The 24093-nt window shown below is 68.6% G+C and carries 21 protein-coding genes; 8 read left to right on the top strand and 13 right to left on the bottom strand.

Annotation, left to right across the window (positions count from 1 at the left end; all coding sequences use genetic code 11):
- The first annotated feature begins 67 nt into the window (after window positions 1-67).
- Window positions 68-829, top strand: coding sequence for a fumarylacetoacetate hydrolase family protein (locus tag J8I35_RS29480; RefSeq protein WP_209928367.1), 762 nt, complete (start codon window positions 68-70; stop codon window positions 827-829).
- A 31-nt stretch (window positions 830-860) separates the two neighbouring features.
- Window positions 861-2273 (top strand): 3-deoxy-D-arabino-heptulosonate 7-phosphate synthase, encoded by a 1413-nt coding sequence (locus tag J8I35_RS29475; RefSeq protein WP_209928365.1) that lies wholly within the window; start codon window positions 861-863, stop codon window positions 2271-2273.
- Between the two features lie 48 nt (window positions 2274-2321).
- Here the strand turns inward: J8I35_RS29475 and J8I35_RS29470 are convergent, their stop codons facing one another.
- From J8I35_RS29470 to J8I35_RS29460, 3 genes are all read right to left on the bottom strand, one after another.
- A complete protein-coding gene (locus J8I35_RS29470) occupies window positions 2322-3374 on the bottom strand; it encodes an AraC family transcriptional regulator (RefSeq protein WP_209928363.1) in 1053 nt (350 codons plus the stop codon).
- A 148-nt stretch (window positions 3375-3522) separates the two neighbouring features.
- Window positions 3523-3849: a hypothetical protein gene (locus J8I35_RS29465; protein WP_124557104.1), complete on the bottom strand. Its 327-nt coding sequence runs from the start codon at window positions 3847-3849 to the stop codon at window positions 3523-3525.
- A 32-nt stretch (window positions 3850-3881) separates the two neighbouring features.
- Window positions 3882-5387 carry a hypothetical protein gene (locus J8I35_RS29460; protein WP_209928360.1) on the bottom strand — a complete coding sequence of 502 codons (1506 nt, stop codon included), beginning with the start codon at window positions 5385-5387 and terminating at the stop codon, window positions 3882-3884.
- 451 nt (window positions 5388-5838) lie between these two features.
- Between J8I35_RS29460 and J8I35_RS29455 the strand changes: the two genes are divergently transcribed.
- Window positions 5839-8007, top strand: a complete 2169-nt coding sequence (locus J8I35_RS29455) for a hypothetical protein (protein ID WP_209928358.1) — start codon at window positions 5839-5841, stop codon at window positions 8005-8007.
- A 7-nt stretch (window positions 8008-8014) separates the two neighbouring features.
- Window positions 8015-8722, top strand: a complete 708-nt coding sequence (locus J8I35_RS29450) for a DUF3142 domain-containing protein (protein WP_050014153.1) — start codon at window positions 8015-8017, stop codon at window positions 8720-8722.
- 95 nt (window positions 8723-8817) lie between these two features.
- Here J8I35_RS29450 and J8I35_RS29445 read toward each other — a convergent pair whose 3' ends face one another.
- Window positions 8818-9654: an alpha/beta hydrolase gene (locus J8I35_RS29445; RefSeq protein ID WP_050014152.1), complete on the bottom strand. Its 837-nt coding sequence runs from the start codon at window positions 9652-9654 to the stop codon at window positions 8818-8820.
- A 133-nt stretch (window positions 9655-9787) separates the two neighbouring features.
- Window positions 9788-10621, bottom strand: a complete 834-nt coding sequence (locus tag J8I35_RS29440; protein ID WP_209928355.1) for an oxidoreductase — start codon at window positions 10619-10621, stop codon at window positions 9788-9790.
- Window positions 10622-10715: 94 nt separating this feature from the next.
- On the opposite strand from J8I35_RS29440, the gene J8I35_RS29435 reads away from it, so the two are divergent.
- Complete coding sequence (locus J8I35_RS29435; RefSeq protein WP_050014150.1) at window positions 10716-11687, top strand: AraC family transcriptional regulator; 972 nt, start codon at window positions 10716-10718, stop codon at window positions 11685-11687.
- A 41-nt stretch (window positions 11688-11728) separates the two neighbouring features.
- Here the strand turns inward: J8I35_RS29435 and J8I35_RS29430 are convergent, their stop codons facing one another.
- Window positions 11729-12379, bottom strand: coding sequence for a CoA pyrophosphatase (locus tag J8I35_RS29430; protein ID WP_245170479.1), 651 nt, complete (start codon window positions 12377-12379; stop codon window positions 11729-11731).
- A gap of 240 nt (window positions 12380-12619) precedes the next feature.
- On the opposite strand from J8I35_RS29430, the gene J8I35_RS29425 reads away from it, so the two are divergent.
- Window positions 12620-13480, top strand: a complete 861-nt coding sequence (locus J8I35_RS29425) for a PhzF family phenazine biosynthesis protein (protein ID WP_209928349.1) — start codon at window positions 12620-12622, stop codon at window positions 13478-13480.
- 33 nt (window positions 13481-13513) lie between these two features.
- On the opposite strand, the gene J8I35_RS29420 is transcribed toward J8I35_RS29425, so the two are convergent.
- Together J8I35_RS29420 and J8I35_RS29415 are read right to left on the bottom strand one after the other, a co-directional pair.
- On the bottom strand, window positions 13514-14677 hold the full coding sequence (locus J8I35_RS29420; protein WP_209928344.1) for an aldose epimerase family protein: 1164 nt from the start codon (window positions 14675-14677) through the stop codon (window positions 13514-13516).
- 104 nt (window positions 14678-14781) lie between these two features.
- Window positions 14782-15687 carry an AraC family transcriptional regulator gene (locus tag J8I35_RS29415; RefSeq protein WP_050014147.1) on the bottom strand — a complete coding sequence of 302 codons (906 nt, stop codon included), beginning with the start codon at window positions 15685-15687 and terminating at the stop codon, window positions 14782-14784.
- A gap of 118 nt (window positions 15688-15805) precedes the next feature.
- On the opposite strand from J8I35_RS29415, the gene J8I35_RS29410 reads away from it, so the two are divergent.
- On the top strand, window positions 15806-16714 hold the full coding sequence (locus tag J8I35_RS29410; protein ID WP_089471125.1) for a LysR family transcriptional regulator: 909 nt from the start codon (window positions 15806-15808) through the stop codon (window positions 16712-16714).
- 171 nt (window positions 16715-16885) lie between these two features.
- Here J8I35_RS29410 and J8I35_RS29405 read toward each other — a convergent pair whose 3' ends face one another.
- From J8I35_RS29405 to J8I35_RS29385, 5 genes are all read right to left on the bottom strand, one after another.
- On the bottom strand, window positions 16886-18373 hold the full coding sequence (locus tag J8I35_RS29405) for a mechanosensitive ion channel family protein (RefSeq protein ID WP_209928342.1): 1488 nt from the start codon (window positions 18371-18373) through the stop codon (window positions 16886-16888).
- 111 nt (window positions 18374-18484) lie between these two features.
- On the bottom strand, window positions 18485-18904 hold the full coding sequence (locus J8I35_RS29400) for a DoxX family protein (protein ID WP_209928341.1): 420 nt from the start codon (window positions 18902-18904) through the stop codon (window positions 18485-18487).
- 232 nt (window positions 18905-19136) lie between these two features.
- Window positions 19137-20942, bottom strand: coding sequence for a winged helix-turn-helix domain-containing protein (locus J8I35_RS29395; protein WP_209928339.1), 1806 nt, complete (start codon window positions 20940-20942; stop codon window positions 19137-19139).
- Window positions 20943-21349: 407 nt separating this feature from the next.
- A complete protein-coding gene (locus J8I35_RS29390) occupies window positions 21350-22171 on the bottom strand; it encodes an alpha/beta hydrolase (RefSeq protein ID WP_050014142.1) in 822 nt (273 codons plus the stop codon).
- A 58-nt stretch (window positions 22172-22229) separates the two neighbouring features.
- Window positions 22230-22661 (bottom strand): DUF3331 domain-containing protein, encoded by a 432-nt coding sequence (locus J8I35_RS29385; protein WP_050014141.1) that lies wholly within the window; start codon window positions 22659-22661, stop codon window positions 22230-22232.
- A gap of 526 nt (window positions 22662-23187) precedes the next feature.
- Between J8I35_RS29385 and J8I35_RS29380 the strand changes: the two genes are divergently transcribed.
- A complete protein-coding gene (locus J8I35_RS29380) occupies window positions 23188-24009 on the top strand; it encodes an alpha/beta hydrolase (protein ID WP_185625057.1) in 822 nt (273 codons plus the stop codon).
- Window positions 24010-24093: the final 84 nt, after the last annotated feature.

Raw genomic sequence — 24093 nt, 5'->3', positions numbered from 1 at the left:
ATCATCGACTATGCGACTTTCGTCCGGCCCTTTTTTGCCGGCCCCACTTTCAACTCGCTCAACCGACATGACAACGACTACCGAACGCGTGGACGGCGCCGCCCAGCATCTCGTCGCCGCCCGCCATGCCGGCTCGCCCGGCCCGCTGTTGCCCGATGCACTGCGCCCCGACGACATCGACACCGCGCTCGCGATCCAGCAGCGCGTGGCCGATCTGCTCGGCGAACCCGTCGGCGGATGGAAATGCGCGCTGCCGCCGCCCGATCGCGTGATCCTCGCGCCGATCTTCGCGTCGACGATCCGCGAAGCCGATGCGCCGTACCGCGTCGTCGGCGGCCCGATCGTGCGGATCGAGCCGGAAATCGCGTTCGTGCTCGATCGCGACCTGCCCGCGCGCGAGCAGCCGTATGACGAAGGCGACGTGCGCGCGGCGATCCGGGAAGTGCGCATCGTGCTCGAGGTACTCGGCTGCCGCTATGCGGAACCGGCGCGCGCATCGAAGTTCGAGCTGCTGGCCGACGGGCAATTCAACCAGGGGCTGTGCGTCGGCCCGGTCGTGCCCGACGGGCTGAACGTGCCGCTCGCGACGCTCGCGCTATCGTTCGAAGGCGCGCTGAACCGCACGATCGACGGCCGCCATCCGGACGGCGATCCGCTGAAGCCGCTGGTATGGCTCCTCAATTTCCTCGCGTCGCGCGGCGATGCGGTGCGCGCCGGCCAGATCGTGACGACGGGCTCGTACGCGGGCGCGATCGACGTGCCGCTCGGCGATGCGCTGACGGTGCGCTTCGGCGAGCTCGGCAGCCTGTCGGTGACGCTGACCGCGTGACGGGTCAGGTCTCTTTCTCGCCCAGACCGCCATGTCGCTGACACCGCTTCCCGCCCTGCTCGACGCCATCCTGCGCGCCGTCGCGCGCCGTTACCGGCTGCCGCCGCTCGAGCGCGCGTCGTCGCTGACCGACGCGACGAATCCGGCCACCGCGCTGGCGATCGTGATCGAGGAAGCGCGCAGGTTGCGGGCGGACGGCCACGCGCCCGGCGCCGACTTGCGGCAGCGCTTCATCGATGCGCTCGCGCGGATGATCCGCGACGCGATGGATCCGTCATCCGGCGATCCGTCGTTTCAGGCGTCGGTGCTGCGTCACGATGCGCCGAACGTGCGCGAATACGCGTCGTTGTCCGCGCACGCCGAGCAGGACCGGCGCGCGCTCCACTCGGCCGTCAATGCGATCGCGCACCCGGCCAAGCTCGAACGAAGCGCCCAGGCCTGGCAACGCGACGGCCTCGCGCGCCTGCATGCGGCGGCCACTTCGGCGTCGTGGGCCGAGCTGCACGCGGCACTCGCGCATCTGCTCGCACTGCCCGAGATGGCGACCGACGCGGCGTTCGAGCAGGACATCGTCAAACTGAAGGACAGCCCCGCGCTCGAACGCATGCTGCGGCTCGATGCGCTGGCCGCGGACGAGGACGTCCGTCGCTACCGCGCGCTGTGGGTCCGGCAGGGGCCGCTCGTCGGCAGCACGGTCGCCGTCGCGCAGGGCGTCGCGTCGCAGCAGCGCGGCGCGGCCGTCGAAGCGCTGGCGGCGCAGGCGCTCGACGCACTGGCGCGCAGGCTCGACGCGGTGGACGAGCAGCGCACCTACCGCGTCGTCACGTCGATGCGCGTGCCGTCGTCGATCCCGGGCCGGCACGACCGCGCGAAAACCGAATGGGATGCGATCCTGCTCGAACGCGCGCGCGGCAACGACCCGGCACCCGCGTGGAACGTGCGCTTCCTCGTCGAGGCGAAGGCGTCCGCGGATGCCGCAACGACCGATCTGCCGCGGCTGCTGCGCGGCCTGACCCTGCTCGCGCAGGCGGCCCCCGACGCGGTCTATGCGTTCGAGACGCACCAGGGCACGGTACGCGTGCATGGCGCATCGCTGCATGCGCTGACGACCGACGAAGCGGCGCTGGCCCGCGAAGTGCTGTATTGCTGCGACGCGTCGGCGGATGCGACGCCGCGGCTGCTGAGCGCCGCGAGCCGGATGCAGCTGCTGTCCGCGCAGGCGAGCCTCGAATACGCGAGCGTGTTCGCGCAACGGCCGGATGCCGATCCGGACGGCCTCGGCGTCATCTGGCACGCGCTGCTGACCCTGCCGCAATGGCAGGCCGTGCTGCATCAGTACCCGTCGTTACGGCAGGTGCGTGAGCTGATGGTGGCCATCGACGACTTGCGCGCCGCGCTGGACGAGATGGACGACGGAGGCATCGCCAGCAGCGTGTGCGCGTGATGCGCGAATACAGCCGGCCGCGCCGCACGGCGCTCGCGCATGGACCGCTCAGTTGGTGAGCACCCCGAACGGCAGCGTCCACCCCGCCAGCCGGCTGCCGTCGCCCCAGCGCCCATCGGTCGCACCGCACGGCAGCAGGATCGGCGCGGCCGCGCACTCGAGCGTCTCCTTCGGCGTGTGGCCGAATTCCGCCTTGAACAGCCGGTGGAAATACTTCTCGTCGGGAAAGCCGTGCGCCCACGCGATTTCCGCGATGCGCTGATGCCGGCGCTGCGGATCGCCGAGCACGTGATACGCGTGACGCAAGCGCCGCCGCGTGATCTGCCGCATGACGCCGCCCTCTTCCTTGAACAACTGATAGAGACGCGCCCGCGACACGCCGATGTCGCGGCAGATCCGTTCGGGCGTCAGGTCCGGCTCCAGCAAATGCACGTCGATGTAGCGACGCACGCGGTCGACCAGCGCATGCTCGATCGGGCCGCGCGCGTCGTTCAACACCTGCGCGGTCGGCGACACCGCCGCGGCCAGCAGCAACAGCATCGCTTGCACGATGCTCGGCACGTCCTGCTGGCGCAGGTTCGGCAGGTTCCGGAACAGCGACAGCATCTGATCGGCGACCAGCCGGCCCACGCCGCTCGTCAGCGTCTGGCCGTGCATCCGCGCCGCATGGCTCGGCAGCAGGTAGCGGGGCACGACGAGGCTGATCACGTCGCCGGCCTCGACCTTGCAGTCGTTGATCTGCGCGACGTCGTAGACGAACAGGTCGCCGGCGCCCTTGATCAATTCGGGGCCGCCGGTATGGCTCGCGAGCCGACCGCCGAGCAGCAACGTGAAGCGGATCGAATCCTGCCCGTCGAGCCGGATCCGCCGGGGGGTGCGGCGAACCGTATAGGTCGGCGCGCGCGAGTGCCAGTGCCGGCCCGACAAGATCAGCGGGCCGAGCGCCGCGCCGCTGGCTTCCGCGTCGCACGGGCCGTGGCCGCCGTCGTCGTCGAGGCGATAGTCGCACAGCATGTCCTTGACCCAGACGTGGAACCGGTCCGGCTCGGGGTAGTCGATCGTGCGGAACTTGAAAACAGGGACAAATGCAGCTTGATCCATGACAGTTTTTTTATCGAACCGGCGGGCAGGAAAGAATCGGTTCGTCGATTATCGGACCAAATTGCGCGGGCGCAAGGCCCACGCGATGCATCGTCCCCCTAAGCGATCGACCGACGCCCGATGGCGGGCGCGGTCCTCATCGCGGCCATCAGCGTTGCGGATGGCATTCCCAGTTGTTGTACGTCGGCCGATCGATCGGCGTGAGCCCCGGAATCATGAACACCGTACAGCCGAAACGCCGCCCCTTGCCGGTCGTCGCGTCGTAACTCACCTTCTGGCCGCCGAGCCCGTCCTTCTTCCCGTACTGGACGTTGGCGATCGTGATCTCGTCCGACGACGCGAGCCCGAGCGTCTTCGCGGTCGACGTCTGCACGTCGACCATGTTCATCTGCGTCGAGCCGCACGCGGCGAGCACGAGGCCGGCGACCGTGACGCCCAGCGCGGTCCGTACGGTGCAATGCAAGGTTTGCTTCATGGTTTCTCCTTCGATTTCCCAATGCGAGGCGCTTACGTGCCCGGCGTATAAAAGCTGGCCTGGATCTGGCTGCCGATCGTCGCGACGTACGATTGCCAGAGCAGCGCCATCGCTCCCGTCGCGTTGACGGCCAGCGCGGGCCACGACGCGCTCTGCGGCGCCACCGTCGACGCGCTCCACGCACCCTTCCGGTAGCTGGCCGCGATCACGGCCGACGCACCCGGCAAACCGGTGTCCTGCCACGCGGCCGTCACGTTGCCGCCCGCATCGACCACGAGCGGCGGGTACTGGAGTGCCGCGCCGTTCAAGTGTTCGGTCAGCCGCTGCAACGGCCCCCAGTTGCCGCTGGCATCGGACACGCTCACCTGCAGCGCCGCGCCGCCTTCCGCCCACATCGCGGCGGCCACGCCGTTCTCGTTGACGGCGAGCATCGGCGTCGCGATGAAACCGGTCGGCTCGACGATGGCGGGCGCGACGGGTTGCGACGGCTGCCACCCGGTGCCGGACACGTAGCGTTGCGACATCGTGGTGGTGGTGAGCTTCCCGCCCGTCACGTCGAGCTGCCCCCAGAGCAGCGTGATGTCGCCCTTCGCGTCCATGCCGGCCACCGGCGAGATGATCGTCGTGAACAGGCTCGTGTTCGATACGGCCTGATTGACGTCGGTCCAGCCGTTGGCCGGGTCGTACGTGGCCGTCCACAGCGCCGAGTGCGTATGGTTGGTCTGCCGCCACGCGAGTACGGCGCGGCCGGACGACAGCACCGAGATCATCGGCCCCACGTTGTCGGTGTCGCCGGTCACCGCGCCCGGCCCGGTCTGCACCGGCATCTGGATCAGCGCCGTCGGCGACCACTGTCCGGACTGCGTGTAGCGCGTCCATGCGATACGCGTATCGAGCAGGCTGATCGACTGCGTCCACGCGACGAGCGCGTTGCCCTGGCCGTCGATGCCGGCCGAATAGGTCGACCCCGTCACGTCCGGCGCGACTTCGAACGCCGCGCCCCAGCCGCCGGCCGGGCTGTACGGGCGTGCCCACAGCGCATACGTGTTCGGGCCCGGCATCCATTCGGTCCAGAACGCGACGGCCTGCCCGCTCGCGTTGCCGACCACGCGCGACGGGCTCGAGCTCGTCGTGTTCATCGAATGCGAGCCGTCGCCCGTGTCGAGCCGCGTCGCGGTTCCCCAGCCCGAGCCAGCGGCATAGCGCGCGCCCCACATCTCGTTGCCGTTCGCGCCGGTCGGGCCGTTGGTCATCCACGTGGCGAGCGCATTGCCGCTCGCGTCGAGCGTCACGCTCGGGGCGCCCTCCGGCCCCTTGCCGTCCACCGCGGCGGCCGTCGACCAGCCGGCCTGCGGCTGCGTGGCGCCGCCGCCGGTCGGGCCGCCTGTCGACCCGCCGCCGGGCGACGTCGAGCCGGACGGCGAACCGGGATTCGTCGGCGTCGACGACGACGCGCCGCCGTTCGTCGCGACATCGTCGCCGCCGCATGCGGTCAGTGCGAGCGCGGCCGCCATGACCATCCATGTAATGGGTTTCATCGGAATCCTCTTGTTTTCATTTTTCGGCGTACTCTCGTCTGCCGTCGGGCGGATACGACGCATCGTTTCGCCCGCACAATCGTTAAGCAATGCTATTGAACAGGCATGGAAACCGGCATCTTCCCGCGTCCATTTCATGATCGCTTCCGTCGTGCGGATCAACGCGAATGCCGCTTTCGGCAGCCCTCCCCGTCGTGCAGCGCGGCCCCCGTCAGGTCGTCCATCGTCGGACGTCCGCCACTGCCGGCTGCATCTTAATTCAAGCGATCCGGATTCAAGGTGGCGTTGCGTCCACACTGAGTGGATTTCCGTTTCGCGGGCGCCGGCCCCCGGCGCGGCTGGCAGGCCGGCACACTGCCGGACATGACGGCCCGTGAGGTACGATACGCGCCGGGGCAACGCGCCCCCTGAGAGAACCGGCCGTCGCGGCCCCCTACCCGACACAAGAAAAATGCCAAGAAACCCGACGCTGAACCGAAACCTGTTCGCCGCGCTGGCGGCCAGCCTGCTGTGGATGCCGGCCGCCCATGCGAGCGGAGACGACGGCTGCTACGTGCCGAACACGCTCCGGCAGACGTCCTACTCGTGCGGCAACGTACCGATGCTGACGCCCGCCAACGACACGCGCATCAACGCGATGCTGATGATGGTCGACAGCGCCAAGGTCGCGCAGGTGTTTCCCGACCCGAAGACCATCCCCGCGAAAGAGCGGATCGACCGGATCATCGTGCCGTTCCCGATGGACTTCTCCGGATGGATCGACATCGGCCAGAAGGCGCCCGACAAGACCGGCGGCGGGGCGGATGCCGATGCGTCGTCGAACCGGTACGCGGACGGCGAAGGCAGCATCTGCCGCAGCATGAGCGCGGGCGCGGACGCGTTCAACGATGCACTGGGCGGCGCCGGCGGCCTGCCCGCCGACGAAGCCGCGCGCCTGCGCGCGGCGCGCGCCGACATCGCGCAGAAGACCTGTGCCGCGGGCGGCGCGAGTGCCGCGTGGACGAAGCCGCCGGTCAAGTCGCCGCTCGGCCAGCAGTTCGCCGCGTACCTCGACGGCACGAACGCGTTCTACCGCGCCGACTTCCTCACCGCGACCCGCGCGTTCGCGAACGCCTCGCACAGCGCGGACCCGTGGCTGAAGGAAACCGGCCTGTACATGGCCGGGCGCGCGCAGTTGAACGCCGCGCAAGCCAACGCATTCGACAACGACAGCCCGACGCCGACGCGCGCGCGCGTGACGAAGGTATCGCTCGACGCGGCGAACACGGTGTTCCAGACCTACCTGAAGATATATCCGAAGGGGCGCTATGCGGTGTCCGCGAGCGGGCTGTTGCGACGGGTCGCGTGGCTCGGCGGCAATGTCACGCAGCAGGCGGACCTGTACGGCCATGCGCTCGCGCGCTGGTCGCCGGCGACGTCGAACGTGCCGCTGATGCAACTGGCGAACGAACTCGACAGCAAGCTGCTGTTCGGCCCGGAATTCGACGCGCGCCAGATCCAGTCGCCGACCGTGCTCGCCACCGTCGACCTGCAGCGCATGCGCACGTCGGACAGCACCGATGCGAGCCGCAAGCCGATGACGCTGGACGAGCTGCAGGCGCAGAAGCCGCGCTTCGCGAACGCGCCCGCGCTGTACGACTACCTGCTCGCGACCTGGTACGTGCAGCTCGGGCACAAGCCGGACGCCGCCCTCGACCTGTTGCCGCAGACGCCCGCCGCGCCGCTCGACTACTTCGGGCTGAGCCAGCAGGCGCTGCGCGGGTTCGCGCTGGAGGACAGCGGCCAGAACGACAAGGCCCGCCAGCTGTGGCGCGACCTGATCCCGCTCGCGACGTTCCGCTTCCAGCGCGAAATGCTCGAACTCGCGCTCGCGATCAACCTGGAGCAGGCCGGGCTCGTCAACGACGCGTTCGCCGACGATTCGCCCGTGCAGAACGCCGCGATCCGCGGGGTGCTGCTGCAGCGCACGGCCAATGCCGACCTGCTGCGCGCGCAGGCGCAGAATCAGGCGACCACCGGCGCGCTGCGCAGCACCGCGCTGTACACGTTGCTGTACAAGGAGCTCACGCGTTCGCACTACGCGGACTTCCTCGCCGATACCGCGCTGGTGCCCGGCACGCCCACCGATCCGGTGAAGCCGTTCGTCGCGGCCGGCGCGAAAAACGAAGACGGCTACACGTGCCTGTCGGCGCGCGACATCGCCGCGACGCTGCAGCAGAATCCCGCCGATCCGAAAGGGCTGAACTGCCTCGCCGATTTCGTGCGGCTGCATCCGCCCATGTCCGGCCTCGAAAGCGATCCGGTGCCGCTGTGGATCCGCAACGCGTCGAATACGGCCGCCACGCGCGTGCCGCCGACGCTCGGCGCGACGCCGTCGCAGTTCGCGGGCAAGCCGTACGAGCGGATGTCGAGCTACGTGACGGTGATGGCCGATACGCAGGCGAACCCGAACGACCGCGCGTACGCGTTCTATCGCGCGATCAAGTGCTATGCACCGGGCGGCTCCAACGAATGCGGCGGCAAGGACGTGCCGAAGAGCACGCGCAAGCGCTGGTTCGACACGCTGAAGACCGCCTATCCGGGCAGCCCGTGGGCGCAGAAGCTCCGCTACTACTGGTAAGCGCCGCATGAAGCGCATCGCGTGCGTCGCGCTGCTGCTGGCCGCGCGCGTCGCGCTCGGCGGCACCGTCGACGCCGCGCGGTACGACGCGTTCTGGCTGTGGGCGGGCGTGAAGCCGCAGGCGGTCGTGCGCGGTGCGCGCATCGTCTACGTGCTGCAAGGACAGATCGAAGCGTCGCCGCAAGACGAGTCGCAGGTGCGCGTGATCGCGCAGGGCGTCGCGCTGCCGCCCGCGCCCGATGCGCGCGTGTGGCTCGTCTATCGGGCGCATACGCTGCGCTGGACGCCGCGCGTCACGCAGATCATGCTCGCGCAGCTCGCACGCTGGCGTGCGTCGGGTCGCACGATCGCCGGCATCCAGATCGACTTCGATGCCGGCACGCGTCATCTTCAGGATTACCTTGCGTTCCTGCGCACGTTGCGCGATACGTTGCCCGCCGATTGCCGGCTCAGCATCACGGGGCTGCTCGACTGGAGCAGCCGCATCGATACCGACCAGGTCAACCAGCTCAAGGGGATCGTCGACGAGGTGGTCGTGCAGACCTACCAGGGCCGCCGCACGATTCCCGACTATGCGGCGTACCTGCCGCGCGTCGCGCGGCTGCAACTGCCGTTTCGGATCGGCGTGATCCAGGGCGGCGAATGGGATGCGCCGCCGTATCTCGCGTCGAATCCGTGGTTTCGCGGTTATGTCGTATTCCTGCGCAACGGTTAGCGGGTGAAAACACGGCGCGGGCGATCGCAGCCGCGGCCGGATCGCCCGCCTTCAATCACGGCGCCGCCCGCCGCAGCGGGCCGGCGCCGCCATCCTTACGCCCGCACGAACGCGAGCAGATCGGCGTTGAGCACGTCGGCGTTGACCGTCAGCATCCCGTGCGAATAGCCCGGGTACGTCTTCAGCGTGCCGTTCTTCAGCAGCTTGATCGACTTCAGCGCGGCATCCGCGATCGGCACGATCTGGTCGTCCTCGCCATGCAGCACGAGCGTCGGAACGGAGATCGACTTCAGGTCGTCGGTCTGATCCGTTTCCGAAAACGCCTTGATGCCGTCGTAATGCGCCTTCGCGCTGCCTTCCATCCCCTGCCGCCACCAGTTGCGGATCACGCCCTGATGCACGGTTGCACCTTCGCGGTTGAACCCGTAGAACGGACCGCTCGGCACGTCGAGGAAGAACTGCGCGCGATTGTCGGCGAGCGCTTTGCGGAAGCCGTCGAACACCTCGAGCGGCAGGCCTTCGGGGTTCGATTCGGTTTTCAGCATCAGCGGCGGCACCGCGCTGACCAGTACGGCCTTCGCGACGCGGCCGGCCGGCTCGCCGTGCTTCGCGACGTAGCGCGCCACTTCGCCGCCGCCGGTCGAGTGACCGATATGCACCGCATTGCGCAGGTCGAGCGCTTCGACGACCGCGAATGCATCCGCCGCGTAATGATCCATGTCGTGACCGTCCGACACCTGCGCCGAGCGGCCATGGCCGCGCCGGTCGTGCGCGATCACGCGATAGCCGTTCTGGACGAAGAACAGCAGTTGCGCGTCCCAGTCGTCGCTGGACAGCGGCCAGCCGTGGTGGAACACGATGGGCTGCGCATCTTTCGGGCCCCAGTCCTTGTAGAAAATCTCGACGTTGTCCTTCGTGGTGACGTACGGCATCGCGGTGCTCCTGTGAGGTGGATGAACGTGGCGAACGGGCCGCCGTCATTATCGGCTTTATTGTGAAATCGCGACGCCATCGTGCAATGCGATGGCCGATCATTCACCGGCAGGAAACGAACGACGCAGCGCGTCAGCCGTCCGTCGACACCGTCACGGCTTCCCACGCGCGGATTTCGTCGTCCAGCGCCGCCAGCTTGTCGCGCACGAGCCGCAGCGCATCGCTGCCGAGCAGCAGATGCGCGGGCGGATGGTCCGCTGCCATCACGGCGAGCATCGCCCGCGCGGCCTTCGCGGGATCGCCCGGCTGCTTGCCGCTTTTTTCCTCGCGCGCGCGGCGGATCGGGTCGAACAGCGCATCGTAGTCGGCGATCGAGCGCGGCGTGCGCGCCATCGAGCGGCCGGCCCAGTCGGTGCGGAACGAACCCGGCGCGACGGCCGTCACCGCGATGCCGAACGGCGCGAGCTCCTTGCCGACGGTCTCGGAAATACCCTCCAGCGCGAACTTGCTGCCGCAGTAGTACGCGATGCCCGGCATCGTGATGTGCCCGCCCATCGACGTGATGTTCAGGATGCGGCCGCGCCGGCGCTCGCGCATGAACGGCACGACGGCCTTCATCATCGCGACCGCGCCGAACACGTTCACGTCGAACTGCCGCCGCATCGCGTCGAGCGGCGACTCCTCCATGATCCCTTCGTGCCCGTAACCGGCGTTGTTCACCAGCACGTCGACGGGCCCGACGTTCGCCTCGATGTCCGCGACGACGCCGTCGATGCGCTCGAAATCGGTCACGTCGATCACGCGCGCGACGGCCGCCTGCGCGGACAGCGCTTCGAACGCGCGCGCCGCCTGCTCGCTGCGTACCGTGCCGACCACCGTGTGACCGGCGGCCAGCGCTTCCTGGGCCAGCGCGCGGCCGAAACCGCTGCTGACGCCGGTAATGAGCATGAGGTTGCCGGATGCCATGCGAGCTTCTCCCGAATGTGGATTGAAGCGTGCATACTAGTCTGAAGAACGACGCCGAATAAGCCCGATTCCGCTGATTTTCTTGCACAAAACTATGAGCACAGTGCCCGCCTCCGCCCGACCTCCATTGCTGTCGCCGCGTGACCGAAAGCGCCTGGTGACGCTGCTGCGCGCGCTGGCGCCCGACGAGGGCTACAACCTGACCGCGCTGCCGAGCGTGCGCGTCCTGCGCTCGAACCGCGCGCTGTCGCGCACGCCGGTGCTGTACGACCCGGGCATCGTGATCGTGTGCCAGGGGTCGAAGCGCGGCTACTTCGGCGGCGAGCGCTATCTGTACGACGAACACCATTACCTGGCCGTGTCCGTGCCCGTCCCGTTCAGCATGGAGACCGACGCGACGCCCGAGCGCCCGCTGCTCGCGCTGTACCTGCACCTCGATTTCACGCTGGCCGCCGAACTCGCCGCGCAGATCGACCGCGCCGGCGTCGCGGAAACCGTGCAGGCGCCGAAGAGCATGATGTCGACACCGATGGACGAAGCGATGCACGCATCGGTGCTGCGTTTCGTCGACGCGATGCAGCGGCCGCTCGACGCCGCGGTGCTCGGCCCGGCGCTGCTTCGCGAGTTGTATTTCCGCGTGCTGACCGGCGCGCAGGGCAACGCGATGCGCAGCGCGCTGGCGATGCGCGGGCAATTCGGCCGGATCGGCCGATCGTTGCGGATGATCCACGCCGATTACGCGCGGCCGCTCGACGTGTCGCAACTGGCCGACGCAGCCGGCATGAGCGTGCCGAGCTTTCACAGTCACTTCAAGGCGATCACGCAGGTGTCGCCGATGCAGTACCTGAAGTCGACGCGCCTGCATCAGGCGCGATTATTGATGGTGCGCCAGGACCTGACGGCGGAGGCGGCCGGCTACGCGGTCGGCTACACGAGCCCGTCGCAGTTCAGCCGGGAGTTCAAGCGCCTGTTCGGTTCGACGCCGGCGAAGGAAGCGCAGCGCATGCGCGCGAGCTTCGCGATCCCGGAAGCGTTCGACGACGCGGTGTTCGTGTCGTCGCATTGATGCCATTCACGTGCGCTGAACGCCGACCGCGACGCACGCGTTCATCGCGCGGCATCGAGCGCGAGGCCGGCCAGCGACTTCAGGATGAACGCGGTCACTCCCCAGATGTCCTGCGGCTGATCCGCCCAATACCAGCCGCCGGCACGTTCGCCGTCCGCGTATTGCCGCGGCAGATCCGGATTCAGCAGCGCGGCGAACGGGAACTCGAAAATTTCCTCGACTTCGGCCGGCGCGGCCGCCCACGCGGCGGCTTCCGGCACGATGCCGACCACCGGAAAGATCGCGTGATTCCGCTTTCGGGTCTTGTGAATCGGCAGGCTGCCGATCACGCGCACCGCAGCGGGATCGAGGCCGATTTCCTCGAATGACTCGCGCAATGCGGTCGCGCCGATGCTCGCGTCGGACTCGGTCGGGCGGCCGCCCGGGAAGCTCACGTGCGACGAATATTCGCTGAGCCCCGACGATCGTTTGGTGAGCAGGATCGTCGGCTCGCGCCGCGCGACGATCGGGACCAGCACGGCGGAGAATTTCCACTGGCGGTCGTTGTCCGTGAGGTAAAGCCGCGCCGTGGGCCACTCCGTATCGGCGGGAATCCGGAGCGCTTCCACGCCGCGCACGATCGTTTCCAGCGCGGTGTACGGTGAACCGGTAGGCGCGTCGCGGGGATGCAGGACGCCTTCGTCGGATGTCATGTCTTCCTCCTGCATGCGTGAAAGCCGGGGTCGCACGCGATTGCTCATCGCACCCCTTCGAACGTGATCGTCTGTTCCGGCGCAAAAACCGACTGCCGCTGCCGGCTCGCCGTCAGCGAATCGGTGCACACCGATCATGCATGAAAACCGGACGGCACGTGTGCCGCCACCTTCGTCGAATCATGCAGGCACAATGGCGTACGGCATGCCCTTCCCGGCTGCGATCCATACGAAATGCCCATGACCCCCTACACCTTCCGCCTGCTGAACGTCTTCGCCGAATCGACGTTCGGCGGCAATCCGCTTTGCGTGTTCGACGATGCGCGCGGCATGGACGACGCGACCATGCAGGCGCTCGCCGTGCAGTTCAACCTGTCGGAGACGACCTTCGTGCTGCCGTCCGAGCGGGCGCATGCACGCGTGCGCATCTTCACGCCCGGCTACGAGATGGCGTTCGCGGGCCATCCGACGCTCGGCACCGCGCACGTCGTGCGCGAGCGGCTCAACGCAGGCGATGCGCTGACGCTGGAATTCAAGGCCGGCGTCGTCGACGTCACCGCGCACGACGACGTGTGGACCTTCATCGCGCCGCACGCCGGCATGCCGAACACGGCGCCGTGCACGTTGTCCGATGCGCGGATCGCGGCGCTGCTCGGGCTCGCCGAGGACGACCTGCTCGCGCCGCCGCTGTGGGTCGACACCGGCGCCGACCAGTTGCTGGTCGCGCTCAAGGACCCGGCCGCCGTGCGACGCGCGCAGCCCGACAGCGCGCACCTCGACATCTGGCCGCGAAGCAGCCTCGGCCGGAAGACCGCCTATGTATTCGCGTTCGACGACGCACGCCCGGGAACGGTCGTGTCCCGCTACTTCTTCGTGAAGCAGGGCGGCGGCGTGTCGGAAGATCCGGGCACCGGTTCGGCCTGTGCGAACCTGGGCGGTTGGCTGCTTGCCGCCAGTCACGATCTGCCGGCCGCGTTTCGGGTCGAGCAAGGCGAAGCCGTTGGCCGGCCTTGCCTGCTGCACTTGTCGGTCGATGCCGCGGGCGAAATCGGCGTCGGCGGCCGCGTGATCGAAATCGGGCGCGGCACGATCAACGTGTGATCGACGCGCGCCCGCCGATGCCGACGCCGACGCTCATCGCGCGCCCACCCGCCACACCGTCACTTCGTGCAGCGTGTCGCCCGGCTTGAGCACCGTCGACGGGAAAGCCGGGCGATTCGGCGAATCGGGAAAATGCTCGGCTTCCAGCGCGAACGCATCGGTTTGCCGGTAGGCGGTCCCGCCCTTGCCCGCGACGCTGCCGTTCAACCCGTTGGCCGTATAGAACTGCAGCCCCGGCTGCGTCGTGTACAGCTCGAGGAAACGCCCGGACGCCGGGTCGTAGGCGCGCGCGGCAAACGCGGGCGCCGGCTGGCCGCCCTGGTCGAGCACCCAGTTCTGGTCGTAGCCATGCGCGATCGCCAACTGCGGATACGCATCGCGCAAATGCGCGCCGATCGGCGTCAACTGGCGCAGATCCATCGGCGTGCCCGCGACGCTCGTCAGTTGCCCGGTCGGAATCGACGTATCGTCGGTCGGCGTGAAACGCGAGGCGGCGATCTCGATCAGTTGCCGCTCGACGCTGCCGCCGGCGTGCCCCGCCAGATTGAAGTAGCTGTGGTTGGTCAGGTTGACGACCGTGTCCTTGTCGGTCGTCGCGCGGTAGTCGATGCGGATCTGGTCGTCGCGGGTCAGCGTGTAGGTCACGTCCGTCGTCAACGTGCCGGGGAAGCCGTTCTCGCCGTCGGGGCTCACGTAGCGCAGCGTGACGCTCGAACCGGCCGCGTCGCTGTGCGTGCCGGTGACCTTCCACACCTTCGCGTCGAAACTGTCGGGGCCGCCGTGCAGCGTGTTCGGCCCGTCGTTGACCGGCAGCGTCCACGTCCTGCCGTCGAGCGCGAAACGCCCGCCCGCGATGCGGTTCGCATACCGGCCGATCAGCGCGCCGAAATGGATGTTGCCGTTGTGCGCTTCGTAGTCGCGCAGCGAATCGAAGCCGAGCACGATGTCGGCAACGTGGCCGGTGCGGTCCGGCACGTCGAGCGCCGTCACGATGCCGCCGTACGTGATCACTTTCAGCGTCACGCCGTGCCGGTTCGCGAGCGTGTACTGGCTCACCGCCTGCCCGCTCGCGGTCGTCCCGTAATCGGCCCGGCTGATCGACACGTCGGCTGCCGCCGATGCGATGGCGGCATGCAAGCCGAACGTTGCGAACACACCTATCGCGAGCATCGATTGTCGCGGCCAGTGTCGTTTCATGAAAACCTCCGATGTGATGCGGCCCGTGCTCGCACGCAAGTCGCATGCCTGCACGTCGCCGCGTGTGTCATGCCGTGCGCCCCGCCTCCGTCGTATCGCGACGCTCACGTATGGTCCGCGCGCCACCGGCGTGGCGTGACACCGGTCAATCGCGCAAAGGTTCGCGAGAAATGGCTCTGATCGGCGAAGCCGCACGCAACGGCGATCATGCTCAACGGCACGTTCGGGTTGCGCATCCATTCCTTCGCCCGTTCGACGCGCTGCACGACGAGCCAGCGATGCGGCGGCAGCCCGGTCGTTCGATGAAACGCCTTGACGAAATGGCTGCGGGACAGCCCGCACGCGCTCGCGACGTCGGCCAGCCCGATGTTGCCGTCGAGGTGCGCGAGCAACAGCTCCTGCGCGCGCCGCGCCTGCGACGGCGTGAGCTTGCCGTCCGACCTTTCCCGCCGTTCGCCGACGCCGCCGTAACGGTGCGCGACGTGTGCCTGAAACGCCAGCCCCACGTGATCGATGAAGATCTGCGATGCTTCGCCCGGCCGGGCCAGCGCCGGCAGTAGCGACTGGCCGAGCGCGTGGATGATCGAGTCGTGGGTGCTCAGATGCGGCGGCAGGTAAAGCTGCGGCCGCTGCCGGCCGCCGAGGTCGTCGACCGTTTCCTCGAGCGTGTGGCGCGGCAGGTGGAAATGCAGGCAATCGAACGCGCCCTTGAGGTCGGCCACCCAGCGGCGGTCGAGATCGTAGATCGACACGGTTCCCGCGTCATACGGGACGAACGGTGCGGGGCGGCCATCGAGCCACAGATCCTGTTCGCCGAACGGACGCAACTGCAATACGATGAGATCCGTATTCTCGAGTTCGTAGGGTGCGGTCAGCCCCATGTTCCGGCGCAAGCTCTGGAGTCGGACGATACCGATTTGCCCGTGCGGCAACGCTTGCGTGACGACGGTCTGCCTGACGTCGGCCGGGAGGAAATCGGACGGTGCGGTATCCGGCTGAGGGGCGCTCATGGGGCGATGCGGGTCGCGAATGACGATACCCGCCACTCTAGCAAATCGCGGCGACGCACGCTGCTCATGCCGCCCCGGCGCTGGTATGATGCGCCAGCCACCTCTACCGGAATCCGCGATGAAGCTGTCATTCGAAGCGCTCGAAGCCCTGGACGCGATCGACCGCACCGGAACCTTTGCCGAAGCCGCGGAACTGCTGCATCGCGTGCCGTCCGCGCTGACCTATCTGGTGCAGAAACTCGAAAGCGATCTCGGCGTGGCGCTGTTCGACCGCAGCGGACGCCGCGCGAAGCTCACGCATGCGGGACGCATCGTCGTCGAGGAGGGCCGGCGCCTGCTGCGCGCGGCCGAGCAACTCGAAATGAAGGCGCTGCGTGCGCAACAGGGCTGGGAAACGGAAGTGCGTGTCTGTATCGACGAAATTCTGCCGTTCGATGCGCTGTGGCCGTACGTGCACCGGTTCTACGCGCTCGGGATGGACACGCGGCTGCGGCTGTCGACCGAAGTGCTCGGCGGCGCGTGGGATGCGCTGATTTCGCGCCGGGCCGATCTCGTCGTCGGCGCGGCGGGCGAACCGCCGGAATTGCCGGGCATCGTCGCGCGGCCGATCGGCTCGCTGAAGCACGTGTTCGCGGTCGCGCCGACCCATCCGCTCGCATCGATGCCCGAACCGCTGGCGATGGCGTCGGTCGTCCGGTATCGCGGCGCGGTGATCAGCGATACGTCGCGCGAATTGCAGCCGCAGTCGGTCGCGATCGATGCGGGCCAGCCGACCCTCGCGGTCCCGACGCTGGCCGCGAAACTCGAAGCGCAATGCGAAGGGCTCGCGGTCGGCACGCTGCCGGAATGCATCGCGGCGCGCGCGATCGCCGACGGCAAGCTCGTCGCGCGGCAGGTGACGGGCATGCGCGACACCACGCACTGCTATCTCGCGTGGCGCGGCGACGAGGCCGGCCGCGCGCTGCACTGGTGGGTCGAGCAACTCGACCAGCCCGATCTCGTCGAGCGCTTCACGACGCCGGACTGACGCGCGCGTTCATGGCCCGGCGGCACGGCGGGGTCGCACGCGCGGCCGCCTCGTCGATGGCTGACGGCCCGGCAGCGCGCGTCATCCAGCGCCCCCGGCACGGCGCCACGCGCCGTGAAAAAAAGCGCATGCCGATCCCCCGCTGCCGGCCCCTCTCGGTCCACCCCGGCGTCAGCCGAGCGAATCGTGCAGCCGCTTCATTTCCTTCTCGAGCCAGCCGATCAGGCTGAACCCCGCGTGCGCCTTCTCGACCGGCGGAATCATCATCCGTTCCTCGGTCGCGATATGGTCGGTGAGCGACTCGCACATCAGCCTGCCGAGCGCCGGCTTCCGGCCGATCAGCGCCGACAGATCCTCGCTGCGAAGCTGATGCACGGTCATCGCGGTCACCGCGTGGACGGTCGCGTGAAGCCGCGTGCCGGCGAGCACGACCGACTGCCCGATCGCATCGCCCGGCGCCATCCGCCGGACTTCGACGTCGCCGGACGCGCCCGGCACGAACACCGCCGCGACACCCGATTCGACGATCGTCAGCACGCGCGACTCCGAATTCGACGCATAGATCACGTCGCCCTTGCCGAACGAACGCGAGACCAGCGCATCGGCCAGCACGGCCAGATCGTCGTCGTCGACGCGCGCGAACAGTTCGACCGCGCGCAACAGCAGCAGCCGACGCGATACCGAATCCGCTTGCGACGTCGACGACGATGCGGACACCGGCGCCGGCCCCACGAGCGGCCGCCACACGACGCCCGCCGCGGCCAGGTGCCGATGCGCGAGATCGTAGAGCGCGTTGCGCACGGTCGTTTTCTTCTGCAGCGCGTCGACGTAGCAGACGAGTTCGTACTGGATCGCGTTCGCGCGGAACGCCTTCACGACGGCGATCGGCGCGGGGCGCGCGAGCACGTCGAGCGAACTCGCCGCGGCCCGCTCCAGTGCGCCGACGGCGACGGCCGGCCGCACCGCGGGATCGAGGTCGAGCACGAGCGTGACGCCGTGCAGGCCGGCCGGCTCGCTCAGGTTCACGATGGTGGCGCGCGCCGCCGAGCTGTTCGGCACGACGACCAGGTTGCCGAGGTTGTCGATCAGCTTCGTCGAACGCCAGTTGCTCTCGACGATCCGCCCTTCGAGCTCGCCGATCGACACCGTATCGTCGAGCCTGAACGGTTGCGTGGTGTTCAGCACGAGCCCGGAGAACACGTCGTTCAGCGTGTTCTGGAGCGCGAGACCGAGGATCACCGCGACCGCGCCGGAGGTCGCGACCAGACCGCTCAACGGCAGGCCGAGCACGTAGCCGAGCGCGGCCACCGCGGCCGCGCCGAACACGATGCCCGCGGCGATGTCGTGAAAGAGCCGCTGGCTGTGCCACGCACGCGGCAGCAGCAGATGATTGAGCAGCAGGCTGAACACGATCGCGCACTGGAGCCACCACGCGATGCACACGGCCTGGACCACGATCCGGTCGAGCACGCCGAGCGACGCGGGAACGGCGAGCGGGCTGACGCCGGTCGCAAACAGCACCGCGCTCAGCGCGGCGAACGCCGCACAGCGCCGGATCGCGCGAGCCACGGGGCGATCGTGCCCGAGCAACCGCCACGCGGCGAGATCGGCGAGCACGATCGGCGCGCCGTAGATCGCCGTATCGGAGAAATTCAACATGTCGGATCGCCAGCGCGGCGCGCGAAAAGGGCGAAGCGGCAGCACGCAGCTCGCCGCGGGAACGGCATCGTCGGGCACATCGCGTGCTGCCCGCCGATGCGCGGGCTGCGGCTAGTCACGCCGACGCACGATGCCCGGCAACGGCAACACATAGCGGCCGGCGCCCGCGATCGCGATCGTGCCGAACAGGATCAGCAGCATCCACGCGAACTGCGCATCGCGCAGCGGCCAGTCCGGGTGGACGAACACCAGCGCGACGAGCGTGACGATCATCACCGGCAGCGCCGCCAGCCGCGGGTACAGACCGACGATCATGAAGATCGGGCACACGACCTCCGCGAAGATCGCGAACAGGATCGACAGCGTGCGGCCGAGATGGAACGGATCTTCGATGGCCGCGGCTTCGGCCGTGTAATGGACGATCTTCGGCAAGCCGTGCACCACGAGCAGCAGCACGCTGGCGGCGACACGCAGGAACAGCAGGCCGAGGTCGGTCGCGTGACGGGAAAGGTCGGAAGGATCAGGTTTCATGCGCCGGTTCGTCGATTGAGCGGGATGCGTGGCGACGTGCACCCCGGGGCGTTTCGCCGCGCCGGCGTTCAGTGGTGTCGCGCGATGCCGGCGAGCGCACGGGGTCGGCGCGCACGCGTGCCGACGGAGTGCGGGCGCCCTCCGTCCACGCAATCTACGCGTGCCGCCTGCGGCCGTCCTGTAACCGGGCTGAATCGTTCTGAAGCATCGGAGACGCGCGACGAACCCGGCGTCACGACTCGCGCGTCGGCCGCTCGGCCTCGGCCGCATCGAGTCCGAGCGCATGCACCTCCGACCACGCATCCTGCACGACCTGTGTCGACCCTGCGGTATGCGCGAGCGCGGCCGCATACGCGGCCAGCAACCGCACGCGCGCATCGTCGGACACGGGGGCCGCGTCCGCGTCGCGCATCGCATCGAGCGCGACGCGTGCCCGCTCGCGGCATTCGTCGACGAGCGACAGATCAAACAGGCAAGGCACCGCGACGGCCGCGAGCGCGGTGCCGAGCGCCGCGTCGCCCTGCGCCGAAAACGCCCAGTCGAGCGCGGCCCGCAGATTGCCGAGCTCGCGCCGCACCGCATCGAGCCGGGTCGTGCTGCCGGCCTCGCCGCGCGGCTCGTCGCCACCGTGGGCCATGCGCCGGAACAACGCGAGGAAGTAGGTCGCATGCGCGCGCGCGGCAGCCGTCCCTTCGCCGTGACTGTCGAGCTGCTGTTGCGCGTAGGCCCGCGTGGTCGTCAGCAGCCGGTAGCGCGGTGCGCCGTGTGCGGTTTCGAGGATCAGCAGCGACTTCGACACGAGGCCGGCGATCGTATCGAGCAGGTCGGCGCCGGCCAGCCCGTTGGCGCCGACGACCTCGCGCACGGCCTCGATCGAGAAACCGTCGCGAAACACGCCGAGCCATCGCAGCAGCAGGCGCTCGGCGTCGCCGAGCAATCGGTAGCTCCAGTCGACCATCGCCTGCAGCGTCTGATGGCGCGGCAACGCGGTGCGAAAACCGCCGGTCAGCAGCCGAAAGTGATCGTCGAGATGGGCGGCCAGCACGTCGATGCCCAGCACGGCGGCGCGGGCCGCGGCCAGCTCGATCGCGAGCGGCAGGCCGTCGAGACGGCGGCAGACCGACGCCATCAACGACAGGCTGCGCGCATCGAGCGGAAAACGCGGATCGGCCGCGCGCGCACGCGCCGCGAACAACTGCACCGCGCTCGCGCTCATCGCCTCGCGATCGCCGGCCCCTTCGTCGGGCACGTCGAGCGGCGGCACCGGGCACACGCGCTCGCCGTGGATGCGCAGCGATTCCCGGCTCGTCGCGAGCACGCACAGCCCGTCGTCCGCATCGGTGAGCGCGCTCGCAATCTGCGCGGCGGCGTCGAGCAGGTGCTCGCAATTGTCGAGCACGAGCAGCATCCGCCGACGCGCGACGCTGGCGAGCACCGCTTCGAGCGTCAGCGGGCCGATCGGCTGCGTGATGCCGAACGCGCCGGCGAGCGCGTCGGGCACGAAGCGGGGACACGCGACGGTGGCAAGCGAAACGAATACGGTGCCTTCCGGAAAACGTGCGGCGGCGCGCGCCGCCGCTTCGATCGCGACCCGCGTCTTGCCGATGCCGCCCGCGCCGACCAGCGTCACGACGCGCGCGCCCTGCAGCGCGGCCAGCACGTCGGCGACCGTCTGTTCGCGGCCGAACAACGCGCTCGGCGCAGCGGACGGCCGCCCCATCGCGGGACGCACGGGCGCGTCGCCGTCGTTCTGCCCGACGACCAGACGATAGCCGCGGCCGGGCACCGTCACGATCAGGTTCCGGTCGCCGGCCAGCGCCTTGCGCAGCGAAGCGATGTGCACCTGCAGGTTGTTTTCCTCGACGACGGTGTGCGGCCATACGCGCTGCATGATGTCGTCTTTCGATACCAGCGCACCGTCCGCCCGAATCAACAGCTCGAGAATTTCGAATGCGCGGCTGCCGATGCGCAGCAGCTTGCCGTTCGAACGAATTTCACGTCTGTCGAGAAAAACGTGAAGTGTTCCAATCCGGATCATGAGAATTTCTTGAGGGTGACATTCAACGGCGCCCCACTGAAATCGGGGGCCGGTTCGGCATCAATGCTACGGTATTTGCATGGTCGAATGATTCAAATTATCAGAATGAACGACACGAATTTTTTGAAATGACGAACAATGCCGTCGGGAAACGCTGCTTTTCGCCCCGCACCGACATGCGGCAGGGCCGCGCACGTTTCATGTGCAAATCGTGGATGCGCCGATGAATGCGATTTCGTTATATCAGACGAAACGATTTTCGATCGGCGCAATGCGGCACATTTTCGTTTTGATTGACCGGCCGGTTTATTTCAGACGCCTCTATTGTGGCCGCCGAATATCCGTCGGCTCGTTTGCCCGCGTTTGCGCGCGATTCGCCGCAGGCCGGGCCGGCCTGCGGCGCCGGCTCAGGCCTGCGCGAACGCCAGCAGTTCGTCGTTCAGCCTGGCCGCGTGCGTCAGGTAGAGCGCGTGCGGGCCGCCTTCGTAGACGCTCAGCGTCGCATGCGGGACGCGCTTCGCGGTGGCGGCGCCGGTCAGCGCGAGCGGCGCCGTCTGGTCGTCGTCGCCGTGAATCACGAGCGTCGGCACGTCGAACCGTTGCAGGTCGGCGCGGAAATCGGTTTCGGAAAACGCGCGGACGCAATCGAGCGTGCCCTTCAGCCCGCCCTGCAGCGCCATGACCGACGTCCACCCCAGCGCCGCCCGCGACACCGTCGAGCCGCCGCGGTTCGAGCCGGTAAAGAGCGGCCAGAAGCCGTCGAAAAACGCCGCGCGATCGGCCACGATGCCCGCGCGGATGCCGTCGAATACCGCGACGTCCACGCCTTCCGGATGATCGTCGCGGCGCGCGACGAGCGGCGTCACCGAGCCGATCAGTACCGCCTTCGCGATGCGGCGCGTGCCGTGCCGGCCGATGTAGCGCGCGACCTCCCCACCGCCCATCGAAAAGCCGACGAGCGTCACGTCATGCAGGTCGAGCGTGTCGAGCAGCGTCGCGAGATCGTCGGCCAGCGTGTCGTAGTCGTATCCGCTCCACGGTTGACCGGACCGCCCGAAGCCGCGCCGGTCGTACGCGATGCAGCGCAGGCCGTGCGACGCGAGATGATGCATCTGCACGTCCCACATGTCGGCGTTCAGCGGCCAGCCGTGAATGAACACGACCGGGCGGCCGCTGCCCCAGTCCTTGTAGTGAATCGACACGCCGTCGCGGGTGGTGAACGTGCTCATGAGGGTTCCTTGCGGGTAGGGAAGCCGCGGACGCGGCCGAAGCGTGCGGCGCGGCGCGTCATGCCCGGGACTGCCGGGCGACGAACTGCTCGAGCGCCGTCGCGAGAACCATCTCACGGCAGTTCGCGGGGCGTTTCTCGCCGCGCCACTGGGGTTTGTAGATCGCGTCGCCGATCCGGATCGGCTGCCCGGTAAGCGCGCAGCGTGCCAGCCTGCGCGCCTTCGCGCAGATCCAGCGTTGTTCGTCGTAGCGGCAGCGGGTCGGATCGCTCCACGACACCAGCATCGACGAATCGGTCTGCCGCTCGACGGCGACGATCGCGCTGCGGCGGCGCACGTCGCCGCTCGACGGCACCGGCGCATCGTCCCGATGCGGGCGACGCGCGCCGTCCGTGTCCCGCGTGCGCGGCATCGGCAGCATCCGGACGCCCGCGACGGGCATCGGTCCGAGCGACGTGATCATGTGCTCCCAGCGATTGAAGGCGTCCATGGCGGCATATCCAGGCAGGTGACGGGCGGCGCGGGCCCTGCCGGCCCGTTCGCGTGGCGCGCAACGTGTGGCGGTGACCCGATGTTGACGATAGCCGCCGCGCGCTGAAGAGTCCCGGTCCCGCGCTTAATTTTTCTGCAATGCGGCAAATTCGCGCGCGGCGCCGCGGCGTTCAAGAAAATTCAGCCGGATTTCAGTACGGCGCGCACCGCGTCGGGATACGCTCCCGACGGCATTCGTTCGTCCGCGCGCGCCAGTCGCCGCGCGGCGGCGCACGCCGGACGGCTGCCGGGCGGGATGGCCGCGGCCGGCCGCCACCGATCCACCATCCCGTGCGGCCTCGCCGCCGCATACCCCAGGAGTCCAGATGCATACCGAACCGACCGATGCCGTTGCGTCGGCCCGCCGCCGCGACATGCTGCTCGCCGGCGCGACGGCCGTTGCCGCAGCCGCGCTGCCCGCGATGGCGGCCGCCGCCGGCACGCCGTCCCACAGCCCCTCTTCAGCCCATGCAGGCGCGCAGACGATGAACACCATCACCACCAAGGACGGCACGCAGATCTACTTCAAGGACTGGGGTAGCGGCCGCCCGGTCGTGTTCTCGCACGGCTGGCCGCTGTGCGCGGACGCATGGGATGCGCAGATGCTGTTCCTCGTGCAGCGCGGCTATCGCGTGATCGCGCACGACCGCCGCGGTCACGGCCGCTCCAGCCAGCCGTCGCGCGGCAACGACATGAACACGTACGCGGACGATCTCGCCGCGCTGCTCGATGCGCTCGACGTGCGCGAAGCCACGCTTGTCGGCCACTCCACCGGCGGCGGCGAAGTCGCGCGCTATATCGGCCGTCACGGCACGAAGCGCGTGGCGAAGGCCGTGCTGATCGGCGCGGTGCCGCCGCAGATGGTGAAGTCGCCGACCAATCCGGGCGGCCTGCCGATGGACGTGTTCGACGGCATCCGCAAGAGCGTCGCGGAGAACCGTTCGCAGTTCTACAAGGATCTCGCGGTGCCGTTCTTCGGCTTCAATCGCCCGAACGCGAAGGTGTCGCAGGGCACGATCGACGCGTTCTGGTCGCAGGGGATGATGGGCGGCATTCACGGCCAGTATTTGTGCGTGAAGGAGTTCTCCGAAGTCGACTACACCGAGGACCTGAAGAAGTTCGACGTGCCGACGCTCGTGCTGCACGGCGACGACGACCAGATCGTGCCGATCGACGATTCGGCGCGGCTGTCGTCGAAAATCGTCAAGCACGCGGTGCTGAAGGTGATCGAGGGCGGCGCGCACGGGATGTGCGTCGTGAACGCCGATCGCATCAACGCCGAGTTGCTCGCGTTCCTGCAGGCGTAAGCGCGCCGTCCGCCGCGGCGGCGCGCATGCCGCCGCGACGGACGCCGCACACGTGCCGTTCAGGACTTTTCAGGAAATTTCAGA

It is taken from the genome of Burkholderia sp. CpTa8-5 (assembly GCF_017815045.1).
GTDB classification, from domain to species: domain Bacteria; phylum Pseudomonadota; class Gammaproteobacteria; order Burkholderiales; family Burkholderiaceae; genus Burkholderia; species Burkholderia sola.
The sequence above is the reverse complement of the archived record's forward strand: the minus strand, read 5'-3'. Positions and strand labels throughout refer to the sequence as shown.

Coding starts and splice junctions, on each gene's coding strand:
- J8I35_RS29450 (WP_050014153.1), top strand. CDS start 8,015: ATGAAGCGCATCGCGTGCGTCGCGCTGCTGCTGGCCGCGCGCGTCGCG.
- J8I35_RS29410 (WP_089471125.1), top strand. CDS start 15,806: ATGAAGCTGTCATTCGAAGCGCTCGAAGCCCTGGACGCGATCGACCGC.
- J8I35_RS29475 (WP_209928365.1), top strand. CDS start 861: ATGTCGCTGACACCGCTTCCCGCCCTGCTCGACGCCATCCTGCGCGCC.
- J8I35_RS29395 (WP_209928339.1), bottom strand. CDS start 20,942: ATGATCCGGATTGGAACACTTCACGTTTTTCTCGACAGACGTGAAATT.
- J8I35_RS29425 (WP_209928349.1), top strand. CDS start 12,620: ATGACCCCCTACACCTTCCGCCTGCTGAACGTCTTCGCCGAATCGACG.
- J8I35_RS29390 (WP_050014142.1), bottom strand. CDS start 22,171: ATGAGCACGTTCACCACCCGCGACGGCGTGTCGATTCACTACAAGGAC.
- J8I35_RS29380 (WP_185625057.1), top strand. CDS start 23,188: ATGAACACCATCACCACCAAGGACGGCACGCAGATCTACTTCAAGGAC.
- J8I35_RS29385 (WP_050014141.1), bottom strand. CDS start 22,661: ATGGACGCCTTCAATCGCTGGGAGCACATGATCACGTCGCTCGGACCG.
- J8I35_RS29405 (WP_209928342.1), bottom strand. CDS start 18,373: ATGTTGAATTTCTCCGATACGGCGATCTACGGCGCGCCGATCGTGCTC.
- J8I35_RS29420 (WP_209928344.1), bottom strand. CDS start 14,677: ATGAAACGACACTGGCCGCGACAATCGATGCTCGCGATAGGTGTGTTC.
- J8I35_RS29435 (WP_050014150.1), top strand. CDS start 10,716: ATGAGCACAGTGCCCGCCTCCGCCCGACCTCCATTGCTGTCGCCGCGT.
- J8I35_RS29415 (WP_050014147.1), bottom strand. CDS start 15,687: ATGAGCGCCCCTCAGCCGGATACCGCACCGTCCGATTTCCTCCCGGCC.
- J8I35_RS29470 (WP_209928363.1), bottom strand. CDS start 3,374: ATGGATCAAGCTGCATTTGTCCCTGTTTTCAAGTTCCGCACGATCGAC.
- J8I35_RS29465 (WP_124557104.1), bottom strand. CDS start 3,849: ATGAAGCAAACCTTGCATTGCACCGTACGGACCGCGCTGGGCGTCACG.
- J8I35_RS29445 (WP_050014152.1), bottom strand. CDS start 9,654: ATGCCGTACGTCACCACGAAGGACAACGTCGAGATTTTCTACAAGGAC.
- J8I35_RS29440 (WP_209928355.1), bottom strand. CDS start 10,621: ATGGCATCCGGCAACCTCATGCTCATTACCGGCGTCAGCAGCGGTTTC.
- J8I35_RS29455 (WP_209928358.1), top strand. CDS start 5,839: ATGCCAAGAAACCCGACGCTGAACCGAAACCTGTTCGCCGCGCTGGCG.
- J8I35_RS29480 (WP_209928367.1), top strand. CDS start 68: ATGACAACGACTACCGAACGCGTGGACGGCGCCGCCCAGCATCTCGTC.
- J8I35_RS29430 (WP_245170479.1), bottom strand. CDS start 12,379: ATGACATCCGACGAAGGCGTCCTGCATCCCCGCGACGCGCCTACCGGT.
- J8I35_RS29400 (WP_209928341.1), bottom strand. CDS start 18,904: ATGAAACCTGATCCTTCCGACCTTTCCCGTCACGCGACCGACCTCGGC.
- J8I35_RS29460 (WP_209928360.1), bottom strand. CDS start 5,387: ATGAAACCCATTACATGGATGGTCATGGCGGCCGCGCTCGCACTGACC.